Origin of the sequence: Sphaerisporangium aureirubrum (assembly GCF_042658925.1) — a bacterium.
In the GTDB taxonomy this organism is placed as follows: Bacteria; Actinomycetota; Actinomycetes; order Streptosporangiales; family Streptosporangiaceae; genus Sphaerisporangium; species Sphaerisporangium aureirubrum.
This window is the reverse complement of record NZ_JBHSRF010000027.1, coordinates 76,554-93,757: the sequence shown is the minus strand read 5'-3', so window position 1 is coordinate 93,757 and position 17,204 is coordinate 76,554. Positions and strand designations below refer to the sequence as shown.

Below are 17,204 nucleotides of genomic sequence, written 5' to 3'. Positions count from 1 at the left end.
CGGGGGGCGCCTGAGGCGTTGGCTCGGGCTCGGGGGGCGGGGGTGCGGCTGGCTTATGTGACGAACAACGCGTCGCGTACTCCTGCGGCGATCGCCGAGCATTTGAGTGCCATCGGGGTGCCCGCGGGGGCGGAGGACGTCGTCACCTCGGCGCAGGCCGCAGCGCGGCTGGTGGCTGAGAAGGTGCCGCCGGGGTCGGCGGTGCTGGTGGTCGGGGGGATGGGGTTGCGGCGGGCCGTGCGGGAGCGTGGGTTGCGGCCGGTCACGGCGGCGGCCGAGCGGCCGGTGGCCGTGTTGCAGGGGATGTGGGCGGACATCTCGTACGGGCTGCTCAGCCAGGGGGCCCTGGCCGTGCGGCAGGGGGCGTGGTTCGTCGCGGCCAACGCGGACACGACCATGCCGACCGACCTCGGTGTGGTGCCGGGCAACGGGGCGCTGACCCGGGTGATCGCCACGGCCACCGGGGTGGAACCGGTGGTGGCGGGTAAGCCGGAGTCGCCGCTGCACCGGGAGTCGATGCTCCGTACCAAGGCCGAGCGTCCGCTCGTCGTGGGCGACCGCCTGGACACCGACATCGAGGCCGCCACCCGGGCGGGTGTGGACAGCCTGCTGGTCCTCACCGGTGTGGACGGCCCTCTCAGCCTGCTTACCGCCCCGCCCGAGCACCGCCCCACCCACATCGCCGCCGACCTCACCGGGCTGCACCAGCCCCCGGCACCGGTGACGGAGATCGAGGGCCCGCCGGCGGGCACCGAGGCGCGGGTGACGAAGACCGATGGCCCGGGGAGGGGAACCGAAGGGCCCCTGACGGGGACCGAGAGCCCGACGATGGGCACCAAAGGACCGCTGACGGGTGTTGAAGGGTCGGTTGCGGCAGCTGAAGGGTCGGCGGACGCGCCGAGGGCGACGAGAAGCGGGACGGTCGCGGGATCGCCGGGTTCGGGGCCGGGAGGGGCGGCAGGATCACGGAGCGCGTGGACCAGGGAGGGATGGACGGCCTGGTGGGACGGTGGGCGGCTGCGTCTCGACGGTGACGGCGACCCCATCGACGGGCTCCGGGTCGCATGTGCCGCCGCCTGGAGACACGCGGGGAATGGCCGCGCGGACGCGGACGCCGTACAGGAGGTGCTCGACATGCTTGTCGCCCGTCTCAAGGATTCCGGGGATGCCGCCTGATCGCCGGGGCGGCCGGGGCGGTACCTAGGCGGGGGACGGCAGTGCGGCCGGGCTCGGCATGCTCGTCACCCCGCCTCAAGGGCTCCGGGGATGCCGCTTGATCGCCGGGGTGGCCGGGGGCACCTAGGTGGGGGACGGCAGTGCGGCCGGGCTCGGCATGCTCGTCACCCCGCTCCAAGGATTCCGGGGATGCCGCTTGATCGCTGGGGCGGCCGGGGGGCACCTAGGTGGGGGACGGCAGCGCGGCCGGGCCCGGCATGCTTGGTGCCCGTATCGAGGATCTGGGTATGTCGCCTGGATCGCTGGGGCGGGCGTGGTGACGCTCGTGTGGTCGGCTTGCGTGTTGGGCCTGGCACGTTGTCTGGTCGTTGGGGCGGTCTCGGCTGATGGTGTCGTGGCGTGTCGCGCCGCGGCATTTGGTTTCGTGGTGCTCTGCGGGGCGATCGTCATGCTGGGATGTGTGCGGGGATCACCTGAGGTCGGGTTGCGCTCGTGTGGTGTTCGCCCGAGTTGTGGGGGGGCTTGGTTAGAGGAGTTTGCGGAGGCGGAATAGGTCGCTGAGGCTGGCGTCGATTTTTACTCGGCCGCCGAAGAGGGCCTTGGCCATGTCCAGTTCGCCGTTCACCATGGACAGCAGGTCGTCGCTGGCGACGCGGATGCGGACGTCGGCGGGGCGGCCGTCGGAAGGTGGGACGTCGGTGAAGGCCTCCAGGCCGTCCTGGTGGATGCGGCCGAAGAACGTCACGTCCAGGTCGGTGATCCGGCAGCTCAGCGTGCGGTCCACCACGTGCTTCGAGCGTGTCTCCTGGTCAAGCTCCCCGAACTGCTCGGCTAGCTTGTCCAGCGCCGCCCGGCACTCATCGACGCTCGCCATGCGTGACACCCCTTTCTCATCAGCCCCAAGCTGCCCTGCCCTACGGAAGGTAGCGTTTCACTTGACTACTACGCGAAATCCGGCGCGCGGGCGCGGCCAGGGAAGACAACAGCATCGGCGGGGTCGCCTTTCGGATACGGTCGGGTGGGCGCCGGCGGGTCCGGCGCGCGAAGCGGTGGAGCGGATGCGGGGCGGAATGGACATGGCAGGCACGGACGGCGCCGCGGTGACCGACGGTGCGGCGGAGGCCGGTGAGGCGGGGGTGACCGCCGCGCTGGCCCGGATGGCCGTCCTCGGCGACACCCCGGTGCGCGAGCACGTCGCGGTGTTCGAGGAGGTGCTGGGCGGGCTGGAGGCCACCCTGGCCTCCGTGGAGGACGTCCCCGCGGCATCGGAGCAAGGCCGCCGGTGACCGCTGTGCGCCAAGGGGACGCGGCATGGTGAGCCGCAGGGTCCGGCTGGACAGCGAGCTGGTACGGCGAGGGCTCGCGCGGTCGCGGGAGCACGCGGCCGACCTCATCGCGGGCGGCCGTGTCACCGTGTCGGGCCGGACGGCCGCGAAGCCGGCGACGCAGGTCGAGACCGCGTCCCCGATCCTGGTGGCCGAGCTCGCCGAGGGACCCGACTACGTCTCGCGCGGCGCCCACAAGCTTCTCGGCGCGCTGGAGGCGTTCACGCCGCGCGGGCTGGTGGTGGAGGGCCGCCGCTGCCTCGACGCGGGCGCGTCGACCGGCGGGTTCACCGACGTCCTGCTGCGGCGCGGCGCCGCCCACGTGGTGGCGGTGGACGTGGGGTACGGCCAGCTCGCCTGGTCGCTGCGCACCGACGAGCGGGTCACGGTGATGGAGCGGGTGAACGTCCGCGACCTGACGCCGGAGATGGTGGGCGAGGCCCCTTCGCTGGTCGTCGGCGACCTGTCGTTCATCTCGCTGCGCCTGGTCCTGCCCGCCCTGGCGGCGTGCGCCGCCGCGCGGGCCGATCTGGTGATGCTGGTGAAACCGCAGTTCGAGGTGGGAAAAACTCTGGTGGGCGCGGGCGGCGTGGTCCGCGACCCGGTGTTGCGGGCCGGCGCGGTGCGCGACGTGGCCGCCTCGGCCGCCGGTCTGTCCCTGGCGGTGCGGGGGGTGACGGCCAGCCCGCTGCCCGGCCCGTCGGGCAACGTGGAGTACCTGATCTGGCTCGGCAAGGGCGACGGGCCGCCCCCGGTGCCCGATCTGGACGCCGAGATCGGCCGCGCGGTCGAGGAGGGACCCCAGTAGATGCCCGGCACAGGATGACACGGGAGCCCACCCGCGGGCGCGGGCGGGCGCGGTGAACGGGGCCCCGGCGAGGCGCGCGGGCCGGGAGGCGGCCGGACGTGAGTACGGTTGAGCGGGCCGCCGGATGACAGTCGAGCGGAGCGAGGGCATGGCTGACACGAAACGTACGGTGCTGATCACGGCCCACACCGGGCGCAAGCCCGCGGTCGACAGCGCGCGGCTGGTGATCGAGCGGTTCCTGGACGCCGGGTTCACGGTGCGGGTCATGCAGACGGAGGCCGAGGAGATCGACGCCGCCGGCGTGGACGTGGTGCCCACGGGGCCCGCCGCCGCCGAGGACGCCGAGGTGCTGATGGTGCTCGGCGGGGACGGCACGCTGCTGCGCGCGGCCGAGCTGGCCAGGCCGGCCCGCACGCCGCTGCTCGGGGTGAACCTCGGGCACGTGGGCTTCCTCGCCGAGGCCGAGATGGCCGACCTGGCCGAGGCCGTGGACCGCGTGGTGGCCCGCAGGTACGCCGTCGAGGAGCGCATGACGATCGACGTGACCGTCAGGGCGAACGGCGAGGTGCTGGCGTCCACCTGGGCGCTGAACGAGGCCAGCGTGGAGAAGCGCGACCGCATCCTGGAGGTGGTGGCCGAGATCGACGGGCGGCCCCTGTCCCGGTGGGGCTGCGACGGCGTGATCTGCGCCACACCGACCGGTTCGACGGCGTACGCGTTCTCGGCGGGCGGCCCGGTCGTCTGGCCCGAGGTGGAGGCCCTCCTGCTGGTCCCCAACAGCGCGCACGCGCTGTTCGCGCGTCCCCTGGTGGTGTCTCCCCGGTCCGCGGTCGCGCTGGAGGTCGTGCCGGGCACCCCGGGCGGCGTCCTGTGGTGCGACGGCCGCCGCCGTTTCGACCTCCCGCCGGGCGCCAGGGTGGAGGTCCGCCGCGCCTCGGTCCCGGTGCGGCTGGCCCGCCTGCACGACGTCGACACCACCGGCGCGCCCTTCACCGACCGCCTCGTCGCCAAGTTCGACCTTCCCGTCCAGGGCTGGCGCGGCCGGGTCCGCCTCTGACCGCGGGCGCGGCCGGGGAGGATAGGGCACACCGGAAGGGCGGTGGGACGGTCAGGGGAAAGGTTGGGGAAATGCGCGTAGGATCTATCCGCGTGATGAGGTGACCGAGCCACGCCCCACATGGTCCGGCGAGGTGCGCCCGATCGGAGGCAGCGCGGCGAAACGGCGGGAGGGACCCAGTGCGGCCACGGGTCGATGAGGTCCGGATCAAAGGGCTCGGCGTGATCGATGAGGCTGTTCTCGAGCTCTCATCGGGGCTGACCGTGGTCACCGGCGAGACCGGCGCGGGCAAGACGATGGTGGTCACCGGGCTCGGGCTGCTGTTCGGCGGCCGGGCCGATCCCGCGCGCGTGCGGCCGGGGGCAGAGCGTGCCACGGTCGAGGGCACGCTGGTGGTGGAGCCGCTCGGCAAGGTCGCCCAGCAGGTGGACGACATCGGCGGTGAGATCGACGTCGACCGGCTGATCATCGCGCGCTCGGTGTCCACCGAGGGCAGGTCCCGCGCGTGGCTGGGCGGCCGTTCGGTGCCGGTCGGCACGCTCACCTACCTCGCCGAGGACCTCGTCGCGGTGCACGGCCAGATGGACCAGCAGCGGCTGCTCCAGCCGGGCCGCCAGCGCGCCGCCCTGGACCGCTACGCGGGCGAGGAGCTGGTCAAGCCCCTGCGCGCCTACACCCACACCTACAAGCGCCACAAGGAAATCGGCGAGACGCTCGCCGAGATCACCGCCAGGGCCCGGGAGCGGGCCCAGGAGGCCGACAACCTCCGCTTCGGCCTGGAGGAGATCGAGAAGGCCGCCCCCAAGCCCGGCGAAGAGGTCGAGCTGAAGCAGGAGGAGGAGCGCCTCGCGCACGCCGACGCCCTGAAGACCGCCGCCGTCACCGCGCACACGGCCCTCCTCGGCGACCCCGTGGCCGGCCTGCAGGGCGCCCAGGACGCGGTGTCGCTGCTCGGCGAGGCCAGGACGGCGGTGGAGGCCGTCCGGGGCTTCGACCCGGCGCTGGCGGGCATCGGCGACCGGCTGGCCGAGGCGGGGTACCTCGTCTCCGACGTCGCGACCGAGCTGGCCGCCTACTCCGAGTCGGTCGACGCCGACCCGTCCAGGCTCGCCGCCGTCCAGGAGCGCCGCGCGCTGCTGAACAGCCTGATCAGGAAGTACGGCCAGGACAGCGCGGCGGTGCTGGCGTTCGCCGAGCGCGCCGCCGCCCGGGTCCTGGAGCTGGACGGCGACGACGACCGCATCGCCGACCTGACCCGCGAGCACCAGGAGCTGACCACCCGGCTCACCGAGCTGGCCGCCGAGCTCACCGGCGTCCGCACGGCCGCCGCCGAGCGTTTCGGCGACGCGGTGACGGCCGAGCTGGCCGCGCTCGCCATGCCGCACGCCCGGGTGGTCGTCGCGGTCGGCCCGAGCGGGCAGTTCGGCCCCGAGGGCGCCGACGAGATCGAGGTGCGCCTGATGGCCCACCCCGGCGCCCCGGCGCTGCCCCTCAACAAGGGCGCCTCGGGCGGCGAGCTGAGCCGTGTGATGCTCGCCATCGAGGTGGTGTTCGCCGGTGCCGACCCGGTGCCGACCTTCGTGTTCGACGAGGTGGACGCCGGCGTGGGCGGCAAGGCGGCCGTCGAGATCGGCCGCCGCCTGGCCCGCCTGGCCCGCACCGCCCAGGTGATCGTGGTCACCCACCTGCCCCAGGTGGCGGCGTTCGCCGACCAGCACCTGGTGGTGGAGAAGGCCAGCGACGGCCGGGTGGTGCGCAGCGGCGTCACCGCCCTGGACCGCGAGGCCAGGGCCCGCGAGCTGTCCCGCATGCTGGCCGGTCTGGAGGACTCCGAGCTCGGCCGCGCCCACGCCGAGGAACTTCTGTCGATCGCCGAGGCCGACAAGGCAAGGTGACCCTCCTGACCTGCGAGAACGCGTCCGTTTGTCCTGCCGGGAAGCCCCGGTGGGCCGGTTCGCGCGAGCGGGCCGCGGCCGTCCGCCGGGGGGTGCCGGTTTCCACACACATCGCCGTCCAGGGCCGTCGTGCCCGCATGCTCTGGCAGGATGGTCTGTGATGAAGGTGCCGGCCTTGAACGTTCCTCGCCTCCGCAGACGGAGGGTCGCCGACCTTCCCGGGGTGACGGCGGTCGCGAGGGTCGACCGGCGGACCAAGACGCTGACCAAGCGGTTGCGGCCCGGGGAGATCGCGCTCATCGACCATGTCGACCTCGACCGGGTGAGCGCGGAGGCCCTTGTCGCGTGCGGCGCGTCGGTCGTGGTGAACATCGCGGCCAGCATCAGCGGCCGCTACCCGAACCTCGGCCCGCAGATCCTCATCGACGCCGGTGTCACGCTGGTCGACAACGCCACCCCCGAGCTGTTCGACAAGGTGCGCGACGGCCAGGTGCTGCGGGTGCACGAGGGCGCCGTCCACCTCGACGACGAGGTCGCCGGCAAGGGCGAGCCCCTCACGGCCGAGAGCGTCGGCGCCGCGATGGCCGAGGCCAGGGCCGGGTTGTCGGAGCAGATCGAGGCCTTCGTCACCAACACCCTCGAGTACGTGCGCCGCGAGCGGGACCTGCTCATCGACGGCGTGGGTGTCCCCGACATCCGCACGTCCATGGAGGGCAGGCACGTTCTCGTCGTGGTGCGCGGCTACCACTACAAAGAGGACATCGCCACCCTGAGGCCCTACATCCGCGAGTTCCGCCCGGTGCTGATCGGGGTGGACGGCGGCGCCGACGCCCTGATGGAGGCCGGGTACCTGCCCGACGTGATCGTGGGCGACTTCGACTCGGTGTCGGAGCGGGCGCTGTGCTGCGGCGCCGAGCTCGTGGTGCACGCCTACCGCGACGGGCGGGCGCCCGGCCTGGAGCGGGTCCACCGGCTCGGCCAGGAGGCCGTGGTGTTCCCCGCCACCGGCACCAGCGAGGACATCGCGATGCTGCTCGCCGACGACAAGGGCGCCAGCCTGATCGTCGCGGTCGGCACCCACGGCACGCTGGTGGAGTTCCTGGACAAGGGCCGCTCCGGCATGGCGAGCACCTTCCTGACCCGGTTGCGGGTGGGCGGCAAGCTGGTGGACGCCAAGGGCGTGAGCAGGCTGTACCGCAGCCGCATCTCCATCGGCTCGCTGCTGCTGCTGGTGGCCACCGCCCTGGTCACCGTGAGCGTGGTCCTGTGGTTCTCCCCCATGGGGAAGGTCTGGCTGAACGGCCTCCGGGACGCGTGGAACGGTTTCATCTTCTGGCTCGTGGGGCTGTTCTCGTGATCGACTTCCGGTACCACCTCGTGTCCATCGTCGCCATCTTCCTGGCGCTGGCCCTCGGCATCGTGCTCGGCAGCACGGTGCTGTACGCCCCGCTGGTGAGGTTCACCGAGGACACCGCGGCGCGCCTGCGCGCCAGGAACTACCAGCTCCAGGCCGAGAAGGCACTGGCGCTGACCCGCGGCGGCGCCAGCGACGCGTTCGTCGCCGAGCGGCTCCCGCGGCTCGTCGAGGGCTCGCTGGCGGGCGAGAGTGTCGTGCTCGTCGAGGCGCCCGGCGCGGACGCCCGGCAGGGCGAGTCGCTGCTCGAGGCCGTCACCGCCGCCGGGGCGACGCTCAGCGGCCGGGTCGCGCTGACCGACCGCTACCTCGCCGCCGACCAGGCCACCGCGCTGGACCAGCTGGCGACCACGGTCAAGCCTCTCGCGCTGACGTTCCCGGTCGACTCCAGTCCGTACCAGAAGGCCGCCGCGGTGCTGGCCTCCGCGCTCGTGACCACCGACAAGACGGTGGCGGGCAAGGAGAACCCCGTGTCCGCCGGGGTGCTGGACTCCTTCGAGACCGGCGGCCTGGTCACCCTGGACGGCGAGCCCGCCAAGCCGGCCACCCTCGCCATCGTGGTGGCGCCCGCCACGCCGCCGGAGGGCAAGGACGCCGGGACGCAGACCGGCGCGCTGGTGTCCCTGGCGAGCGGGCTGGACGCCGCGGCCGAGGGCAGCGTGGTCGCGGGCGTCGTGCCGACGTCCACCGCGGCCGGCCTGATCGCCGCGGTGCGCTCCTCCGGGGAGGCGTCCGCGGCGGTGTCCACCGTCGACAACATCGATATGGCCTTCGGGCGGGTCGTGGTGGTCTACGCTCTGCGGGAGCAGGTGGCCGGGGAGGCCGGGCAGTACGGCCTGGGTTCCGACGCCACGGCCACCGAGCCGGAACCGCTGCCGGCGGCCACGCCCTCGCCCACCCCGGACGGGGGCACGGGCGGCTGACCCGCCCCGACGTCCCGCGCCACGGCCGACGCGCCGGGCGCCCACCACGAAGAGGGATCTGCTGTGGCCCATCGCTCCTTGCTCGGCGCCCTGGCCGGCGCCGCCCTCGGCGCCGTGGCCGCTCGCGCGGCGTACACGGCGTTCACCCGGCGGCCCCCGGTCGGCGACGAGAAGACCTGGACCCGCACCAACCACCGCGGCGAGCCGATCACGCTGCTGGAGGGCCCGGCGTTCGTGGCCGGGGCGGGCGCCGCAGTCGCGCTGGCACCCGGCCTTCCCGTGCGGGCACGGGCCGCGGCGGTGCTGGCGGGAGTGGGCGGCGGTGCGCTCGGCGCGTACGACGACCTGCGCGGCACCGCCTCGTCCAAGGGCTTCAAGGGCCACCTGGCGGCGCTGGCGCGCGGCGAGGTGACCACCGGCGCGGTGAAGATCCTCGGCATCGGCGCCTCCGGGCTCGCCGCCGCGGCGCTGCTGCCCCGCGCCGGGAACGCCTCGCGGGCGGCCCGGCTGGCGGACGTGCTGGTGGACGGCGCGCTGATCGCCGGGAGCGCCAACCTCGCCAACCTGTTCGACCTGCGTCCCGGCCGGGCGCTCAAGGTGGGCGCGCTGGCCGGTGGCCCGCTGCTGGCCGCGGCCCTGGTCAAGGGCGCCCCGGCGGGCGCGGCGCTGGCCGCGGTGCCGCTCGGCGCGGGCGCCGCGCTGCTCGGGGAGGACCTCGGCGAGCGGGCCATGCTGGGCGACGCGGGCGCCAACTCCCTCGGCGCGCTGCTCGGGGTGGCGGCGGCGGCCTCGCTGGGCCGCCGGGGCCGGCTGGCCGCGCTCGGCGTGGTCGCCGGGCTGACCGCCGCGTCCGAGAAGGTCAGCTTCACCAAGGTCATCGCGGGCAACCCTGTGCTGCACCGCCTCGACATGCTGGGCCGCCGCACCACATGATCCGCACCACATGATGCGCAGGGCTGGGCAGGGCGTCGCCGCGGCGGCGCTCCTGATCGGGGGCATCACCATCCTGGCGCGGGTGGTGGGCTTCGCCAAGCAGCTCGTCCTCGCCCGCACCGTCGGCACCAACTGCCTGGCCACCGCGTACTTCACCGCCAACCAGATCCCGAACCTCGTGTTCGAACTGGTGGTGGGCGGCGCCCTGGCCGGCATGGTCGTGCCCGTCGTCGCGGGGGACCGGGCGGCGGAACGGGTGGGGTGGATCACCTCGGCCCTGCTGACGTGGGTGATGGTCGTGCTGGTCCCGCTGGGCGTCGTCACCGCGCTCGTCGCGGGGCCGCTGATGGAGCTGTTCGCGGGGAACGTCGCGGGGTGCGCGCCAGGTGAGCTGACGGCGGTGGCCGCGCGCATGCTGGTGGTGTTCGCGCCGCAGATCCCGCTGTACGGGGTGGCCGTGGTGCTGTACGGCGTGTTGCAGGCGCACCGGCGGTTCGCCGGGCCGGCGCTCGCGCCGCTGGTGTCCAGCGTGGTGGTGATCGTCGCCTATCTCGTCTTCGTCCCGCTCGGCCAGGGGGCCACCTCCCCGGCGGACGTGCCGCGCGCGGGGGAGCTGGTCCTGTCCGTGGGCACCACCCTCGGGGTGCTGGCCCTGGTGGTCACCGTGCTCGGCCCGGCCGCGCGGCTCGGGCTGCCGCTGCGGCCCGTCCTGCGGTTCCCGCCCGGCGTCGCCGCCCGGGTCCGCGCGCTGGCCGCCGCCGGGCTGGGGGCGCTGATCGCCCAGCAGGTGGCCACGGCGTTCGTCGTCTGGCTCGCCAACAACCGCGTCGGGGCGGGCGGCGTCGCCGGGTACACCTATGCCTGGGCGATCTACCAGGTGCCGTACGCCGTGCTCGCGGTGCCCATCGCGACCAGTGCGTTCCCTGCTCTTTCCGCGCGGGCCGAACGGGGCGACGACGCCGGGTTCGCCGCGCTGACGGCCGCGACCACCCGGGCCGTCGTGCTGGTCGGCGGGCTGGCCGCCGGGGCGCTCGCCGCGGTCGCGGCCCCCGTGGCCGAGGTGTTCGTCGGGGGCATGGCGAGCGACGTGCGGGCGGACGAGCTGGCCAGGTCGATCGCGCTGTTCGCCCCGGGGCTGGTCGGGTACGGGCTGGTCGCCCACCTCAGCCGTGTGCTGTACGCCGCGGGGCGGGGCCGGGCGGCGGCGGTGGGCACGGTGGCGGGCTGGGGCGTCGTGATGGTGGCGCAGGCGGTGCTGGTGGCCGTGCTCCCCGAGCCCTGGCGGCTCGCCGGTCTCGGCCTCGGCAGCACCGTCGGCATGACCGCCGCCGGCGCCCTGCTCGCCGTGCCGGTCCTGCGGGGCCGGGGCGCCCGCGCGCTGGACGGCGTGCCCCGCGCACTGCTGGCCGCGGTCCTCGCCGGCGCGGCCGGTTTCCTGACCGGCCACTGGATCACCTCGGCCCTGACGGCCACCGGTCCCTGGGCGGGCGCCGCCGTCGCCGCCCTCGCCGGGCTCGCGGCGGTCGCGGCCGGCGTCGCGATCACCGCCGCCCTGTCCCGCCGCGACCTGTCCATGGCCCTGTCCCGCCTGCGCGGCACCGCGTCCGGGCCCCCGGACGGCCCGCCCGGGACTGCCGGGACGGTCCCGGACGACCTCGGCGGCCCTGGAGGCCCGCCGGGCGGTCCCGGCGGTTCCCGGGAGGGGCCGGAGGCGGACGACGGTCCCGGTGGTTCCCGGGACGGGGTGGGCGACGATCGCGGTGGTTCACGGGACGGGTCGGACGACGGTCGCAGTGGTTTCCGGGACGGGGCGGGCGACGATCGCGGTGGTTCCCGGGACGGAGCTGGTGACGGTCGCAGTGGTTCCCGAGACGGAGCTGGTGACGGTCGCGGTGGTTTCCGGGGGGCAGGGGACGGGATGGGAGGCGGACTTGAGCGGGAGAGGTCGGATGCCGGAGGGTGAGGCGCCGTCGCGGGTGCTGCTGGTGCTCGGGACGAGCGCCGGGGGAGTGGGGCGGCACGTGCGCATGCTCGCGGGCGGGCTGGTCCGTGAGGGGCTCCAGGTCGTCGTGGCGGGGCCGGGGAGCACCGAGGAGGCGTTCGGGTTCTCGCGGATCGCCCGGTTCGCGGAGGTGCCGATCTCGGACCGGCCGCGCCCCGGGCGTGACCTGCGCGCCGTGCTGCGGCTGCGGGCGCTGGCGGCGGGGGCCGACGTCGTGCACGCCCACGGGCTGCGCGCCGGCGCGCTGGCCGCCCTGGCGCTGGCCGGGCGCCGTACCCCGCTGGTGGTGACCCTGCACAACGCGCTGACGGCCGGGGGGATGATCGGGGCGATCTGGGGGGTGCTCGAGCGGGTCACCGCCGCGCGGGCCGACGCGGTCCTCGTCGTCGCCCCCGACCTCGGCGACCGCATGACGGCCCGCGGTGCCCGGAACGTCACCCCCGCCGTCGTCCCCGCGCCGCTCACCGTGCCCCGCCGGCCGCCCGCCGAGGTCCGCGCCGAGCTCCTGGCCGCCGCCCCCGGCGGTGAGGGCCCGGCGGCCGGGTCCACGGCGGAGGAGCGGCCGATCCTGCTGACCGTGGCGCGTCTGGCGCAGCAGAAGGGGCTGGACACGCTGCTGACGGCCGCCGCCGGGCCGTACGAGGGGGTGCGGCCGCTGTTCGTGGTCGCCGGTGAGGGGCCGCTGCGTCCCGGGCTTGCGGCCAGGATCGTCGCCGAGGGGCTTCCCGTGGTGCTGCTCGGGGACCGGCCTGACGTGGCCGACCTGCTGCGGGCGGCCCGTGCCCTGGTCGTGGCGAGCCTCTGGGAGGGCCTGCCGCTCAGCGTGCACGAGGCGCTGCGGGCGGGCACACCGGTGATCGCCACGGCGGTCGGCGGGCTGCCCGGCATGGTGGGCGACGCCGGGCTGCTGGTGCCCCCCGGGGATCCGGCCGCCCTGCGGCGGGAGATCGCCCGCCTGCTCGCCGACCCCGTCCTCGGCCGGCGTCTCGCCGCGGCCGCGTCCGCCCGCGAGCTTCCGGACGAGAAGGACGCCGTCCAGGCGGTACGCGCCGCGTACGAGCAGGCCAGGGGCTCCAGGGGGCGGTGAGCGCCCGTGAGACGGGTGGGGCAGCCTGCCGGGGGCGAGGAGGCGGGTGACATGGGGGTTTACGGGGAACAGGTAGGGGTTTGGGGTGGGATGGGGAGTGATGGGCTGAGCTGGCGGAATGACAGGAGTTGGGGGGAAAGTCGGGCATTGTGCAAAGCCTGATTAGGTAGGGCTTATAAGCTCGCCTATACTCCTCGGCGAGGGGGGGAGTATCCCTACGCGACAGCCTCGTCATCACGGTCCGCCGGTATGGCGTACCCGGGGCTGCCGGTCCGACGCCGTCAGGCGCGGGCGGGAGAGACCTCCGGCACTTTGACGCGGGCCGGAGGTTTGACTTGAGCGTATCGGTGTGGGCATGGGCCGGAGTCATCGGCGGGTTGCTCATCGTCCTGGCGATCGATCTGTGGATCGTCGACCGAGGAGAGCCTCGGGAGTTCTCCCTGCGGCAGGCCGGCTTCTGGGTGGGGTTCTATGTCGCGCTCGCCGTGTTGTTCGGCGTCGGCCTGTTCCTTGTGGCGGGAGCGGACAAGGCCGGTGAGTTCGCGGCCGGGTACCTGACCGAATACAGCTTGAGCATCGACAACCTCTTCATCTTCTACATCATCATGGCGCGCTTCGCCGTTCCACGGCTGTACCAGCACAAGGTCCTGCTGGTCGGCATCCTGCTCGCCCTGGTGATGCGCGGGATCTTCATCGCGGTCGGCGCCGCCGCGCTGGAGCGGTTCAGCTGGCTGTTCTACGTGTTCGGCGCGTTCCTCGTCTACACCGCGGTGAACATGCTGCGGGGCCACGACGAGGAGGAGTTCAAGGAGAACGTCCTGCTGCGCTGGGTGCGCCGGGTCTTCCCCACCACCGACGGCTACGTGGAATCCAAGATCACCGTCAAGGTGGACGGGCGCCGCATGGTGACCCCGATGCTCATCGTGATGGTGGCCATCGGCACCACCGACCTGCTGTTCGCGCTCGACTCGATTCCGGCCATCTTCGGGCTCACCCAGGACGGCTTCATCGTGTTCACCGCGAACGCGTTCGCCCTGATGGGACTGCGTCAGCTGTACTTCCTGCTGGGCGGCCTGTTGCAGCGGTTGGTCTACATCAGCTACGGTCTGTCGTTCATCCTGGCGTTCATCGGGGTTAAACTCGTCCTGGACGCCCTGCACGGCAACGGTGTCGGCTGGGCGCCCGAGGTACCGATCTCTGTCTCGCTGTCGGTCATCGGCGGCACCATGGTGATCACCACTGTCGCGAGCCTGATCAAGGCGAGGCTCGACAGGAGGGCCGGCGCGGCCGAGGCGCGGGCGAAGGTGTCCCAGGGGTAGCGAATTGGTGTGCGAGGCGCTTTGCTTGTCTCGTATTGCTATGTACGGCCTACGGGATGGGTAGCATTCGGCGATAAAGTCACGAACCGGTCTCTGGCCGCGCACACCACAAAGGTTACCTGTGTCCACTGATTCGCCCAGCCACGAACGCCGGCGTGTACGACTGGCTCGTGGAGTCTCCCCCTGGCTGGTGCCCGCCGTGGCAGCCTCCGCGTTGTCGGTGGCGCTGACCCGGCGGTCACGCCGGTGGGCCGTCGCGGCGGTGCCGCTGACCACGCTCACCGGAGCCATGTTCTGGTTCTTCCGGGACCCCGACCGGGTCCCCGGCACCGGCCTGGTGCTCAGCCCGGCCGACGGCGTCGTGCAGAGCATCGACCCCTGGCCGGACGGCCGGACCCGGGTGGCGATCTTCATGAGCCCGCTGGACGTCCACGTGAACCGGGCCCCGCTGGACGGCACCGTGACCTCGATCCAGCACGTCGCGGGCGGCTTCAAGCCCGCGTTCGACAAGGACAGCGACCAGAACGAAAGGGTCGTGTGGCACTTCGACACCGCTCTCGGCACCGTCGAGCTGGTGCAGATCGCCGGCGCCGTGGCGCGCCGCATCGTTCCGTACCTCGGCGAGGGCGCCAAGGTGACGCAGGGAGACCGGATCGGGCTGATCCGGCTGGGCTCCCGGGTGGACGTCTATCTTCCGGAAGGGATCGCCCCCGCGGTGACCGTGGGGCAGCGGATGACGGCAGGGGTGACTCGCGTTGACCATGGCTGATGCCGGCTGGTCCATGGAGGACATGGACGCCGCGGAGGACGAACCGCGCGGACCGGTCGGTAAGGCCTTCCGGCTGTCCGCCGCCGACTCGCTCTCCCTCGGGAACGCGATGTGCGGGTTCCTGGCCGTGTGCGTGCTGGCCTGGTCGGCGATCGGGCAGCTCCAGGCCCAGGGGGAGTTCCGGCCCGACCCGCGCTACTTCGCCACCGCCGTGGTGCTGCTGCTGATCGGCGCCACCTTCGACCTGTTCGACGGCATGGTGGCGCGCAGGTTCCGTGCCTCGGCCATGGGCGCCGAGCTCGACAACCTCGCCGACGTGATCAGCTTCGGGTTCGCCCCGGCGTTCATGGTGGTGGCCTGGGCGGGGTTCTCCCACCGGATGCCGCTGCTGCTGGCGCTGTTCGCCGCGGTGTCGGTGCTGGCGGCGGGCGTGGTGCGGCTGGCCAGGTTCGCCTGCGTGAAGACCAAGAGCGGCGACTTCATGGGCCTGCCCATCCCCATGGGCGCGATGACCGTGGTGTCCATCGTGCTGCTGTTCCAGGCGTCGTACCTCACGCTGCTCGGCGTGTTCGCCGTGGCGTGGCTGATGGTCAGCCGCATCGAGTACCCCAAGCCGAAGGGCAACCTCGCGGCGGTCGTGCTGGCCTGGATCATCCTCAACGTGGCCTGCCTCATCATCTGGGCGGCCGACCTGTCCGGCGGCGACCTGCTGATCCAGATCGGCGCCGCCATGCAGATCGCGCTGGTCTCCGCGATCCCGCTGCGCGTGCTGATGTTCAAGCGGGAGCAGCGCAAGGAGCGCAAGGACACCGAGGCGGCCGTCCGCTAGCGCGGCGCGTCACCACAGACGGCGGAGGCCCGGTTCCCCCTGAGGGGCCGGGCCTCCGGTGCGTCCCGGGCGGCTTCTACCAGCCGCGGGCCCGCCACTCCTCCAGGGAGGGGCGCTCGGCGCCGAGCGTGGTGTCCTTGCCGTGGCCGGGGTAGACCCACGTCTCGTCGGGCAGCCGGTCGAAGATCCGCTCCACCACGTCGGTGTAGAGCCGCTCGAACCTCGCCGGGTCGCGCTCGGTGTTGCCGACGCCGCCGGGGAACAGCGAGTCGCCGGTGAAGACGTGGCCGTCGCCGTACAGCAGGGCGATCGAGCCGGGGGTGTGGCCGCGCAGGTGGATGACGTCCAGGGTGGCCGCGCCGACCGTGACCTGGTCGCCGTGCTCCACCGTCCGGGTGATCGGGACGGGCAGCTCGGGGGCGTCCAGCGGGTGGGCCACCGTCCCGGCGCCGGTGGCCTTGGCCACCTCGGTCAGGGCCAGCCAGTGGTCCTGGTGGCGGTGGGTGGTCACGATCGTGCTGATCGGCGCGCCGCCGATCAGGCCGAGCAGCCGGTCGGGCTCGGCGGCGGCGTCGATGAGCAGGCCGTCGCCGGTCTCGGTGCAGCGCAGCAGGTAGGCGTTGTTGCCGAAGTCGCCAACTTCGATCTTGCTGATCGTCAGGCCGGGGAGCTCGCGCACGTCGGCGGGCCCGTTCGCGGTGACGTCACCGGTGTAGCTCATGGGTACTCCTCGGGTGGGGCCGCCGGGAGGCCGGCAGGCGCCGACGCCGCCGGCCACTTCGGTGCCGCCGGCGGTCTCGCCGCCAGCCTAAGCCCCTCGGCGCCCGCGCGATCACCGAGCCCCGCGCCCTCCCCGGTGAGGCGGCCGGTCATCCAGGCGAGGACGTACGCGGACGGGCCCTCCACCACCGGGCCCTCGCCGAGCCCGCTCCAGACGCGGCCGTCGGCCCGGACCTCGCTCACCGGCCCGCCCTCGCGCGGCCAGCAGGCCAGCGCGTCGTGCAGCTCCCGCCGGACGAACGCCGCCGGCCAGTCGGCCCAGGTGTAGCCGGACCCGAGGTCGGAGTGGTGGATCTCCACCTCCCGGAGCCTGCGGGACAGGATGTACCACGCCGGGTGCTCGGGCGGCTGCATCCCGCTCACCATGGCCGCCCAGCGCTCTTGCGGCATGGTCGCGACGGCGTGGTCCAGGCGGGCCGTGCTCTCGGCGAGGTCATCGTAATGCTCCTTCGCCGGACGGGCCGCGCCTTCCGCTATCTCGGCGTCCCGCGTCGCCGCGTCCGGGTACTGTGGGGTGTACACACCCGTCCTGGCCCAGGTCATCAGGTTGAGATGGCTGTCGGCATTGCGCGCGATATGCGTGAGCAGATGGCCGCGGGTCCAGCCCGGAAGCAGGGAGGGGGCCGCGACGTCCGGGTCGGAGAGCCGGGCCACGGCGGCGAGCAGCCGGTCGTTGGCCGCGGAGAGTTCGGTTTTGAGGTCGTCGAGAACGGTCATGCACGACATCATTGCGCTAGACATCCCAGACCGCGCGACCGCGTCTCGCGGCAGGGCACCGCGTGTTCCGGGTGGGACGTCCCGCCCCCCTCGCGGTGGACCGGAATTGTCGGACCCCCTCGTTAGAGTGACCGCGACTAGTCAGAGGCGGCCGCATCGGGCCGTCGTGG

At 73.6% G+C, this 17,204-nt stretch carries 16 protein-coding genes and 1 pseudogene; 14 read left to right on the top strand and 3 right to left on the bottom strand.

Annotation, left to right across the window (positions count from 1 at the left end; all coding sequences use genetic code 11):
* Nucleotides 1-711, top strand: a pseudogene (locus ACFP1K_RS19615) (HAD-IIA family hydrolase); the annotation flags it as partial.
* A gap of 117 nt (nucleotides 712-828) precedes the next feature.
* Nucleotides 829-1,176, top strand: a complete 348-nt coding sequence (locus ACFP1K_RS19610) for a hypothetical protein (protein ID WP_380755286.1) — start codon at nucleotides 829-831, stop codon at nucleotides 1,174-1,176.
* Nucleotides 1,177-1,702: 526 nt separating this feature from the next.
* Here the strand turns inward: ACFP1K_RS19610 and ACFP1K_RS19605 are convergent.
* Entirely contained in the window at nucleotides 1,703-2,050 is a 348-nt protein-coding gene (locus ACFP1K_RS19605) for an SCP2 sterol-binding domain-containing protein (RefSeq protein WP_380755256.1), read from the bottom strand.
* Between the two features lie 202 nt (nucleotides 2,051-2,252).
* Between ACFP1K_RS19605 and ACFP1K_RS19600 the strand changes: the two genes are divergently transcribed.
* From ACFP1K_RS19600 to pssA, 12 genes are all read left to right on the top strand, one after another.
* Complete coding sequence (locus tag ACFP1K_RS19600) at nucleotides 2,253-2,462, top strand: hypothetical protein (RefSeq protein ID WP_380755253.1); 210 nt, start codon at nucleotides 2,253-2,255, stop codon at nucleotides 2,460-2,462.
* 28 nt (nucleotides 2,463-2,490) lie between these two features.
* Nucleotides 2,491-3,309, top strand: coding sequence for a TlyA family RNA methyltransferase (locus ACFP1K_RS19595; protein WP_380755284.1), 819 nt, complete (start codon nucleotides 2,491-2,493; stop codon nucleotides 3,307-3,309).
* Nucleotides 3,310-3,457: 148 nt separating this feature from the next.
* Nucleotides 3,458-4,366: an NAD kinase gene (locus ACFP1K_RS19590; RefSeq protein WP_380755250.1), complete on the top strand. Its 909-nt coding sequence runs from the start codon at nucleotides 3,458-3,460 to the stop codon at nucleotides 4,364-4,366.
* 179 nt (nucleotides 4,367-4,545) lie between these two features.
* Nucleotides 4,546-6,261 (top strand): DNA repair protein RecN, encoded by a 1,716-nt coding sequence (gene recN, locus ACFP1K_RS19585; RefSeq protein WP_380755248.1) that lies wholly within the window; start codon nucleotides 4,546-4,548, stop codon nucleotides 6,259-6,261.
* A 160-nt stretch (nucleotides 6,262-6,421) separates the two neighbouring features.
* On the top strand, nucleotides 6,422-7,618 hold the full coding sequence (steA, locus tag ACFP1K_RS19580; RefSeq protein ID WP_380755246.1) for a putative cytokinetic ring protein SteA: 1,197 nt from the start codon (nucleotides 6,422-6,424) through the stop codon (nucleotides 7,616-7,618).
* The gene (locus tag ACFP1K_RS19575) at nucleotides 7,615-8,598 is read left to right on the top strand and encodes a copper transporter (protein ID WP_380755243.1); all 984 of its coding nucleotides are present in this window, start codon (nucleotides 7,615-7,617) and stop codon (nucleotides 8,596-8,598) included. Before steA ends, ACFP1K_RS19575 begins: the two co-directional genes overlap by 4 nt.
* Before the next feature lie 63 nt (nucleotides 8,599-8,661).
* A complete protein-coding gene (locus ACFP1K_RS19570) occupies nucleotides 8,662-9,531 on the top strand; it encodes a hypothetical protein (protein WP_380755239.1) in 870 nt (289 codons plus the stop codon).
* 10 nt (nucleotides 9,532-9,541) lie between these two features.
* On the top strand, nucleotides 9,542-11,494 hold the full coding sequence (gene murJ / locus ACFP1K_RS19565; protein WP_380755237.1) for a murein biosynthesis integral membrane protein MurJ: 1,953 nt from the start codon (nucleotides 9,542-9,544) through the stop codon (nucleotides 11,492-11,494).
* A complete protein-coding gene (locus tag ACFP1K_RS19560) occupies nucleotides 11,481-12,620 on the top strand; it encodes a glycosyltransferase family 4 protein (RefSeq protein ID WP_380755234.1) in 1,140 nt (379 codons plus the stop codon). The genes murJ and ACFP1K_RS19560 overlap by 14 nt, the downstream gene beginning before the upstream one ends.
* A gap of 335 nt (nucleotides 12,621-12,955) precedes the next feature.
* A complete protein-coding gene (locus tag ACFP1K_RS19555) occupies nucleotides 12,956-13,939 on the top strand; it encodes a TerC family protein (RefSeq protein WP_380755232.1) in 984 nt (327 codons plus the stop codon).
* Between the two features lie 121 nt (nucleotides 13,940-14,060).
* Nucleotides 14,061-14,708: a phosphatidylserine decarboxylase gene (locus ACFP1K_RS19550; protein WP_380755230.1), complete on the top strand. Its 648-nt coding sequence runs from the start codon at nucleotides 14,061-14,063 to the stop codon at nucleotides 14,706-14,708.
* Nucleotides 14,701-15,537 (top strand): CDP-diacylglycerol--serine O-phosphatidyltransferase, encoded by an 837-nt coding sequence (pssA, locus tag ACFP1K_RS19545; RefSeq protein ID WP_380755282.1) that lies wholly within the window; start codon nucleotides 14,701-14,703, stop codon nucleotides 15,535-15,537. Before ACFP1K_RS19550 ends, pssA begins: the two co-directional genes overlap by 8 nt.
* A gap of 76 nt (nucleotides 15,538-15,613) precedes the next feature.
* On the opposite strand, the gene ACFP1K_RS19540 is transcribed toward pssA, so the two are convergent.
* Nucleotides 15,614-16,258, bottom strand: coding sequence for an MBL fold metallo-hydrolase (locus ACFP1K_RS19540; RefSeq protein WP_380755226.1), 645 nt, complete (start codon nucleotides 16,256-16,258; stop codon nucleotides 15,614-15,616).
* On the bottom strand, nucleotides 16,255-17,034 hold the full coding sequence (locus tag ACFP1K_RS19535; RefSeq protein ID WP_380755223.1) for a maleylpyruvate isomerase family mycothiol-dependent enzyme: 780 nt from the start codon (nucleotides 17,032-17,034) through the stop codon (nucleotides 16,255-16,257). The genes ACFP1K_RS19540 and ACFP1K_RS19535 overlap by 4 nt, the downstream gene beginning before the upstream one ends.
* Between the last annotated feature and the right edge of the window lie 170 nt (nucleotides 17,035-17,204).